We start from the raw sequence: 8642 nt of genomic DNA on the forward strand, positions 1-8642 counted from the left end.
AGGGGGAAGAGGCCCCTCGCGGCGAAACGTGAACGCGGTGGGAAGCGGGCGGCCGGCGGGGCGGCGGGGTCAGTCCTGGACCTTGCCGCCGGTGATGCGGGAGATGGTCAGCGCGACCAGGATGATCAGGCCGTTGAGCGCGCCGATCCACTGGGCGGGGACACCGGCCAGGGTGAGCACGTTCTGGATCATGAACAGCAGAAGGATGCCGCTGAAGGCGCCGAACATGGTGCCCTTGCCGCCGTTGAGGCTGATCCCGCCGATCACGGCGGCGGCGAAGACGGTGAAGATGTATCCGTTGCCCTGCGCGGAGGCCACCGAGGCCAGACGTCCCGACAGCAGCAGCCCGGCGAGGGCGGCGAGCACGCTGCCGGTGACGATGACGGTCCACAGCACGCGGTCGGTGCGGATGCCGGCCGCCTTCGCCGCGTCGACGTTGCCGCCGATGGCGTACAGGGAGCGTCCGAAGCTGGTCCAGCCGAGCACGACGATGGCGACGGCGAACAGCGCCAGGCAGATCCAGATCGAGGCGGGCATCCCGGCCCATTGGGCGGTGCCGAGGTAGAGCATCGACTGCGGCAGTTGGAAGAAGGTCTGGCCGCCGGAGATGCCGGTGAGGATGCCGCGCAGCACGATCAGCATGCCGAGGGTGACGATGAAGCCGTTGAGCCCGAAGCGGATGATCAGCACCGCGTTGATCACGCCGATGAGCGCTCCGACGGCGAGGGTGATCGGGACCGACCAGGCGCCGGGCAGCAGGCCCAGTCCGTGCCCGGCGCTGCCGATGGTCAGCCAGGCCGCGACACCGGGCGCCAGGCCCATGGTGGACTCCAGCGAGAGGTCCATCTTCTTGACGATGAGGATCATCGTCTGGGCGAGGACCAGCAAGGCCATCTCGGACATCGTCTGCAGGACGTTGATGAGGTTGTCGGTCTGGAGGAAGACCGGGTTGACGATCTGTCCGACGATCGCGATGGCGATGATCGCGGGGACGAGCGCGAGGTCGCGCAGCCGGGCCAGGGGGATCCGGCCGCCGAGCAGCGCGATCCGCCCGCGTTCGGGTTCCGTGGCCTGGGCGACGGTGTCCGCGACGGCGGTTTCAGGCATTGAGGTCCACTCCTTCCATCGCGGCCACGAGGTCGTGGTCGTGCCAGCCGCGGGCCATCTCGGTCGTGATACGGCCCTGGAACATCACCAGGACCCGGTCGCACATGCGCAGGTCGTCGAGTTCGTCGGAAGCGATGAGTACGCCGGTACCGGAGTCGGCGGTCTCCTCGACCTTGCCGAGGAGGAACTCCTTGGAGCGCACGTCCACGCCTGCGGTCGGGTTGATCAGGACCAGCAGCCGGGGGTCGTCGGCCAGGGCGCGGGCCATGACGACCTTCTGCTGGTTGCCGCCGGAGAGGGCGGAGACGGGCAGGTCCGGGCCGGGCGTCTTGATGGCCAGGTGCTCGATCATGCCCTTGGCCAGCTCGTCCCGTCGCCCGCGGTCGAGCCAGCCGTTCCTGCCGAGTCGCTTGGGCACGGACAGGGTGGCGTTGTCGGCGATCGACATGTCGGGCACGAAGCCCTGGTGGTGGCGGTCCTGGGGGACGAACCCGGCTCCGGCGGTGAGTGCGGCGGGCACACTGCCAGGCCGCGGCCTCCTGCCGGCGATCTCCACTTCGCCGGTCGCGGCGGCCCGCAGGCCCACGACGGTCTCGGCGACCTCGGTGCGACCGCTGGCGGCGGCTCCCGCGAGGCCGACGATCTCCCCGGCGCTGATCCGGAAGGACACGTCCGTGTAGGTGTCGTCGCTGCCGAGGGCGTTGACGGTGAGTGCGGGTGCGGTGGCGTGGTCCACGCTGCCGGCACGCTGGTCCCGCCGGTCGGCCGCCGCCTCGCCGGTCATCGCGGCGACCAGTTCGGTACGGGGCAGCTGGGCGACCGGCGCGGTCACGATGTGCCGGGCGTCACGGAAGACCGTCACCATGTCGCAGATCTCGTAGACCTCCTGGAGGTGGTGGCTGATGAACAGGAAGGTCACGCCCTGTCGTTGGAGATCCCTGATCCGGTCGAAGAGCCGGTGGATCGCCGCCGCGTCGAGCTGTGCGGTGGGCTCGTCGAGGATGATGAACCGGGCGCCGAACGACAGCGCGCGGGCGATCTCGACGAACTGCCGCTGTTCCACGTCCAGTTCACCGGCCGACGTCTGCGGGTCGACGTTCACGCCCCACGTCGACAGGAGCTCCTGTGCCCGGCGGCGCACGCCCTGCCAGCTGATGAGCCTGCTGCGGCCGTGGTCGTGCCGGTTCAGGAAGAGGTTCTCCGCCACGGTCAGCGTGGGGATGATCGTCGACTTCTGGTAGACGCAGGCCACGCGTCGGCGCCAGGCGTCGCGGTCGCCGAGCCGTGGTGCGGGGGTGCCGTCGAAGGTGACGGTTCCCTCGTCGGGGGCGTGCAGTCCGGTCAGGACCGAGACCAGGGTGGACTTGCCGGCCCCGTTGCGGCCGACGAGCGCGTGTGTCTCACCGGGCTTGATGGTGATCCGTACGCCGCCCAGGGCCACCGTCGGACCGAATCGCTTGACTATGCCCGTCGCCTCGACCACGGGCGGGGCCGCGGGGGCCCGCCCGTCGTCCGCCGGTGCGGGCGCGGGGGTGCCGGTACGCTCCCCGTCGCTCATCTCAACCGCCTTGTGATGGTTAGCCGTTGGGTGCTCTGGAGGGCTGGTCAGCCGAGGTTGTTGCCCCACAGGGAGGGGTCGTCGCTCTTGACGCTGGAGGCGTCGCCGTAGGTGCCGCCGTCTGCCGTCACGAGCGGGGCGGAGAGCTGGTCCTCCAGCAGGCCGTCGCGGACCTGGATGATGGTGCTGTCGTGGTCCGTCTTGCCGGGCTTGAACGTCTTCCCGTCGATCGCCGCCTTGAGGTAGTACAGCGCGTACTTGGCGTACAGGTCGGCGGGCTGGGACACGGTGGCGTCGATCTTGCCGGCGGCGATGTCCTTGAGTTCCTCGGGGATGCCGTCGTTGGAGACGACGAAGACGTGCTTCTTGTCGTCCGGGGCGACCAGCAGGCCCTTCTGCTTGAGGACCTGGAGCGTGCCGGACAGCGCGAAACTGGACTGCATGTAGACGCCCTTGATGTCCGGGTTCGCGGTGAGGTCCGTCTGGAGTTTCTGGGCGGCGACCGCGCCGTCCCAGTTGGTGGCCTCGCCGAACACTTTGATACCGGGGTAGTTCTTCTTCATGCAGTCGTTGAACGCCTCGGTACGGTCGCGGCCGTTGATGGAGGAGAGGTCGCCCTGGAGCATGACGACCTTGCCCTTGCCGCCGAGCTTGGTGCCCAGGTACTGGCAGGCCTTCTCGCCGTAGGCCCGGTTGTCGGCACGTACGACCATGTAGACCTTGCCGGTGTCGGGGCGGGTGTCGACGGTGACGACCGGGATCTTCTTCGCTTCCAGCTGGGCCAGGGTCGGCGCGATGGCGGCGGTGTCCTGCGGGGCCATCGCGAGGCCCTTGACGCCCTGGCTGATGAACGTCTGCGCGTTGGCGGTCAGCTTGGCGACGTCGTTCTGCGAGTTGGTCGTCTTGAGGTCGAGGCCCAGCTCCTTGGCGTACTGGGGGGTGTACTTGATGTACGAGTTCCAGAAGTCGGTGTCGGATCGCGGGTAGTCCACACCCACGAGCGGCTTTCCGTCCGAGGAGGCCGAGCTGCTGGAGCCGTTGCCGCAGGCACTGAGAAGCGTCAGGGCGGACAGGGCTGCCACGGTGGAGCACAGGGCGGTTCTGAGTCTCATCGGTTCTTCCTCGCGCTGGTCCCGGAAGCGGGAGAGAGGGGCGGGGCGACCGCTGCGTGCCGCCACATCGGAGAGATGGGATGTATGTATAGATGGCGTCGGCGGGTGTTGTCTAGATGTGCGGGAAAGGTGCCGCAGTTCCGCTGGTGGAGGGGGCTGCGAGGTGGCACCCTGCCGGGATTAATCCCATCAATGCCGCTGCTCGACTTCCGGCTGCCGACTGTCCCGTGTGGTGATTCATGGGATCGATCGGCGCAGAAACATGCCATGTCTGTGCGGGATAAATCGCTATTTAACGCATCAAGCGGGCATTCGATCTTCCCGACAGCACACTTTCATCCCCTCAACTGTTGACAGGGGACCGTCACATCCATGACCTTCATTCGTAACATCCGGCGCCCTGGGCCCAGATCGAGCGGGGCCGGAGCCACCCGCGACAACTCCGGGAGTCGTCCATGTCGTCAGCAAGACTGTCCCGTCGCGCGCTGCTGGGTGCGGCGGGAGCCGCGGCGACCACCGCCGCCCTTCCCGCTTTTCCGCCGCTGCTGACCCAGGCGGCCGCCGCGGACGCGCAGACCAGTCTCAGCAAGCTCGTGGACATGCGGTTCGGCATGTTCAACCACTTCAACCTGGGGACGTTCACCAACGAGGAGTGGGCCGCCCCCAACCAGAACCCCACGCTGTTCGCCCCCACAGCCGTGGACTGCGCCCAGTGGGCCGCCGCGGCGGCAGCGGCGAAGATGAGCTACGGCATCCTGACGACCAAGCACCACGACGGCTTCGCGCTGTGGCCGAGCGCCTACGGCACCCAGAACGTCGCCCACAGCTCGTACCGGCACGACGTCGTGAAGGCGTACTGCGACGCCTTCCGGGCCAAGGGGCTCAGGGTCGGGCTCTACTACTCGATCTGGGACCGCACCTTCGGCGTCGAGGCATGGGAGAGCCGGCACCAGGTGTCCGGTCTCGAGATCACCGACGCCGTTCAGCCCGGCGACATGACCTTCATCCTGGGGCAGATCACCGAGCTGCTCACCAACTACGGCACCATCGACCTGTTCGTCACCGACGGATACGCCTGGCAGATGGGGCAGCAGGCCCTGTCCTACCAGCGGATCCGGGAGCACGTGAAGTCACTTCAGCCGGACATTGTCATGATCGATCACGGCGCGTTGTCGGTGCCATTCCTCGGTGACGCCATCTACTTCGAGGAACCGCTGGGCGTCACCGCGCCGACCGGGAACACCTACGCGGCGACACAGGGGCAGACGATCAGCAACGGGTGGTTCTGGCATCCGTCCACGCCGACCGAGTCCCTGATGAGCAAGGACGCGATCCTGTCCCATCTGGCGGACCTGGAGCCGAAGTACACGTCGTTCATCCTCAACTGCCCGCCCAACCGCGACGGCCGGCTGGACACGAACATCGTGAACCGGCTCGCCGAGGTCGGGGCGGCCTGGAACCCCGACACCTCCAGGCCCCCACTGCCGCCCCAGATGCCGCGCGCCGAGCACCCCGTGACGCCCGTCAGCGCGTACGCGACGGGCTTCCACACGGGGGAGGGCCCGCTCAACGCGATCGACGGCCTGAGCGACCGGGGTTACGAGACGTGCTGGTCGACGTGGGGGCTGTCCTCGGCCCTGCCGCACTCGATCACGATCGACCTGGGCGGGGTGTGGAGCAACGTCTCCACCCTGGAGTACCTGCCCAAGCAGTGGAACCGCAACGACACCACCGACGGCGACATCACCTCGTACACCATCTCCACCAGTACCGACGGCACGAACTTCACGCAGGTCGCCACCGGCTCCTGGAGCAGCGGCAGGGCGACGAAGGTGGCCGAATGGCCTGCCCGGAACGTGGGCTTCGTGCGCATCCGGGCCGACTCCGCGACCGGGGGCTATGCCAACATCTCCGGTGTCCGGATCGGCGGCAGGACGGCCAGGCCGACCCTGGTGTCCGCCACGCTGCCCGGCAACAGCACCCCGTACCGGCTGGTCAACCGCAACAGCGGCAAGGTCGCCGACGTGGAACGCGGGGGGACCGCCAACGGCACCAACGTCCTTCAGTGGCCGTGGCTCAACGCGGTGAACCAGAAGTGGACCTTCACCAACACGGGCGACGGCTACTGCGAGATCAACGGTGTGGCCGGTGGCAAGCTCCTGGAGGTCGCCGGCCTCTCCCGCGACGACGGCGGCAACGTCGGCATCTGGTCGGACGCAGCAGCCCCCCAGCAGCAGTGGGCCGTCACACCCATCGGTGACGGCTACTACTTCCTCATCAACCGCTACAGCGGCCTCTGCCTGGCCGTCGACGAGGGAAGTACGGCCGACGGCGCCAACATCGAGCAACAGCCGTACACATCACTGGCACGGCAGCAGTGGCAGATCATGCCTGTCTGACGGTCCTGACGACGGCCGCGGTACCAGGGCCCGGGCCCAGGGAAGCCGGCTGATACACGCACAGGCGTGTGGCGAGGCCGACGGGCGCCTGGACCGCGAAGTCCGCTTCCCAGCACGGTGGTTGGCCTGACCGGATCAGAAGCAGACGGTCCTTCCGGTCAGGCAGGCGACGAGGCGGTGGCTTCCTCGTTGTCCTTGATGGTTCGGCCGTGGTCGTCCTTCCATTCCGTTCGGCCGTTCTTGCTGCCGCCGGCCAGGACGCTGGCGGCACTTGAAGGGCTGTCGAAGATGTAGGTCCTGGTCAGTCGGTACTGCTGGTCGTTCTCGGGCACCAGGATGCCGTCGGCGATGAGTTCCTCGCGGATCCTCTGGTAACCGCCGACCATGACCTTGGCCTCCCTGCGTGCCAGCGCACCCGCAAGGACCGCGAACCCCCGTGAGTCGCTGTATCCCTCGGCCTCGGTCTGCTGGGTCTTCAGCCGGTAGCGGGTGCCGGCGATCTGCGCCTTGTCGTCGCTCGTCACCTCCGCCGCCGAGATCTCGGGCTCGTCGTAGATCTCGAAAGCCGTGACCCCCAGAAGCGGAAGGAGAGTCAGCGCCTCGTCGAGATAGGACTCCATGTCCGCGGTCTCGGGTTCGGACAGCCGGCCCAGAGCGGCAGGATTGGTCGCATTGTCCACGGTCGCGATCTGTGCCGCGTGCGCCATGGCTATCAAGCGCGCTTCCAGGTAGCGGATATGAGCCTTGTTCAGGGAGTCGTCCTTCGTCGACAGCACGAATGCGCTGGACCAGAAGTCCTTCTCCCGGACGTGCGCATCGAGACGGGTCCGTATCTCCTCACCTTCACCGACATAGATCTTGACCGGCCGCGCACCCTGCGGATCCGCGCCGACCAGTACATAGACACCGGATCGCTGCAGTTCCGCGCGATGGCGGGCGCGGTCGTAGTCGGAGCGCGAGAAACTCAGGCAGCAGCCGGTCCAGCCGATGCGCTCCGTCAACCGCATCCCCTGGGGGGTTCCGTCAATGAGGAAGATGCGGATGCTGGCACCACGTCGCTGAGTGGTCATCAAACCCCCGTGATGTGCGGGCCGCAGCGCCCGCGCGTGGGGAGGCGCGACGGGTGCCGGGCAGGTTCGAGCGAAAGGCAGATCATAGTTCAGCGGGCGTGGCGGGTGACGGCGGCCTGTGCGAGGCGACCTGGAAGTTTCACCATCCGGTTGACCGCACGTTGCGGGCGCCGAACGTGACGAGTTCCTCCCGGAGCCTGACGGCAGGGACGGACCTGGGCCGCGGCACCGGCGTTACGGGCGCGGTCAGTTGGGGCTCGGCATGCCGTGGCCCCCTGCTCCTGACGGCGGATCCTCTACGCCGTCAGGCCGTATCCGCGCAGGTTCGCAGATTTCCTGAGGGGAGTGAGCGGAGCGCGCGCCGGTCTGGCGATCTGTAAGCCCTGAGCGCGGATTCCGTGTGTGGGTGATGATTCCAGAGGCGCTGTGCGGCTCAGTTCCGGGGCAGAAGCCGAGCGAGCCAGTCGGTGCGGGTTCGGCGGGCTGTGGCTGAGATGCGTGCCTGCGGATACAGGGCGTCGAAACCGTGGAAGCCGCCCGCCCAGACGTGGAGTTCGGCCTGACCGCCCACCCCCCAGATGCGCGCGGCGTAGTCGGTGCCCTCGTCACGGAAGACCTCTGCGGAGCCGCTGTCGATGTAGGTGGTCGGCAGACTCGAAAGATCCTCGGCCAGCGCCGGCGAGACGTATGCGGATACCTCGGCGTCGGCGAGGTGGCCGAGGACCGAGGCCCATCCGAACGCGTTCATCTCACCGGTCCAGACGCCGGGCACGCCGGAGTACTGGCGGCTGGAGGTGGTGGCGTTGCGGTGGTCGAGCATCGGGCAGATCAGCATCTGCCCGAAGATCGCCGGGCCGCCGCGGTCGCGGGCCAGCAGGGTGACGCCGGCGGCGAGGCCGCCTCCCGCGCTGGCGCCCGCGACGATGATCCGGGCGGGGTCGATGCCCAGGTCGGCGGCGTGTTCAGCGATCCAGAGCAGCCCCTGGTAGCAGTCGTCGACCAGGACGGTGCCCGTGGCCTCCGGCGCGAGCCGGTAGTCCACGGAGACCACGACCGCGCCGAACTGGTCGAGCCACTCCAGCGGGATGTCGATCTGGGAGAAGCGGTCGCCCATGACCATCCCGCCGCCGTGGATCCAGTAGATGCAGGGTGCGGCGGTGGTGCGATCGGTGTTCGCGGGGCTGAGGACAGACAGGGGGATCGGGGTGCCGTCCTTGGCGGGCACGGTGACCTCGCGCCGGTCGACCTGTCGGTGTTCGAGGAGGGAGTCGATGGAGGACGAGGGGAGTTGGCGCAGGTGAGCGAGGACTTCAGGGTTGAGCTGAGACATGAGGGGCATGTCGGCCAGGAGCTCACGCAGTTCGGGGTCCAGGGCGGGGCGTGCCATAGTCATGGT

Annotated in this window: 6 protein-coding genes; 1 reads left to right on the forward strand and 5 read right to left on the reverse strand. The window is 68.0% G+C overall.

Features of this window, described 5'->3' with window-relative positions; genetic code table 11:
• Positions 1-69: 69 nt before the first annotated feature.
• The 3 genes from EHS43_RS29540 to EHS43_RS29550 are packed head-to-tail and all read right to left on the reverse strand — an operon-like array spanning position 70 to position 3777.
• Complete coding sequence (locus tag EHS43_RS29540) at positions 70-1107, reverse strand: ABC transporter permease (RefSeq protein ID WP_125193777.1); 1038 nt, start codon at positions 1105-1107, stop codon at positions 70-72.
• Positions 1100-2665: a sugar ABC transporter ATP-binding protein gene (locus EHS43_RS29545; RefSeq protein ID WP_125193778.1), complete on the reverse strand. Its 1566-nt coding sequence runs from the start codon at positions 2663-2665 to the stop codon at positions 1100-1102. The genes EHS43_RS29540 and EHS43_RS29545 overlap by 8 nt, the downstream gene beginning before the upstream one ends.
• A 47-nt stretch (positions 2666-2712) precedes the next feature.
• Positions 2713-3777 carry a sugar ABC transporter substrate-binding protein gene (locus EHS43_RS29550; RefSeq protein ID WP_125193779.1) on the reverse strand — a complete coding sequence of 355 codons (1065 nt, stop codon included), beginning with the start codon at positions 3775-3777 and terminating at the stop codon, positions 2713-2715.
• A gap of 455 nt (positions 3778-4232) precedes the next feature.
• Between EHS43_RS29550 and EHS43_RS29555 the strand changes: the two genes are divergently transcribed.
• Positions 4233-6176, forward strand: a complete 1944-nt coding sequence (locus EHS43_RS29555) for an alpha-L-fucosidase (RefSeq protein WP_125193780.1) — start codon at positions 4233-4235, stop codon at positions 6174-6176.
• A 158-nt stretch (positions 6177-6334) separates the two neighbouring features.
• On the opposite strand, the gene EHS43_RS29560 is transcribed toward EHS43_RS29555, so the two are convergent.
• The gene (locus EHS43_RS29560) at positions 6335-7246 is read right to left on the reverse strand and encodes a GIY-YIG nuclease family protein (protein ID WP_125193781.1); all 912 of its coding nucleotides are present in this window, start codon (positions 7244-7246) and stop codon (positions 6335-6337) included.
• A 433-nt stretch (positions 7247-7679) separates the two neighbouring features.
• Complete coding sequence (locus tag EHS43_RS29565; RefSeq protein WP_125193782.1) at positions 7680-8639, reverse strand: alpha/beta hydrolase; 960 nt, start codon at positions 8637-8639, stop codon at positions 7680-7682.
• Between the last annotated feature and the right edge of the window lie 3 nt (positions 8640-8642).

Source organism: Streptomyces sp. RP5T, assembly GCF_003933965.1.
Lineage (GTDB): Bacteria > Actinomycetota > Actinomycetes > Streptomycetales > Streptomycetaceae > Streptomyces.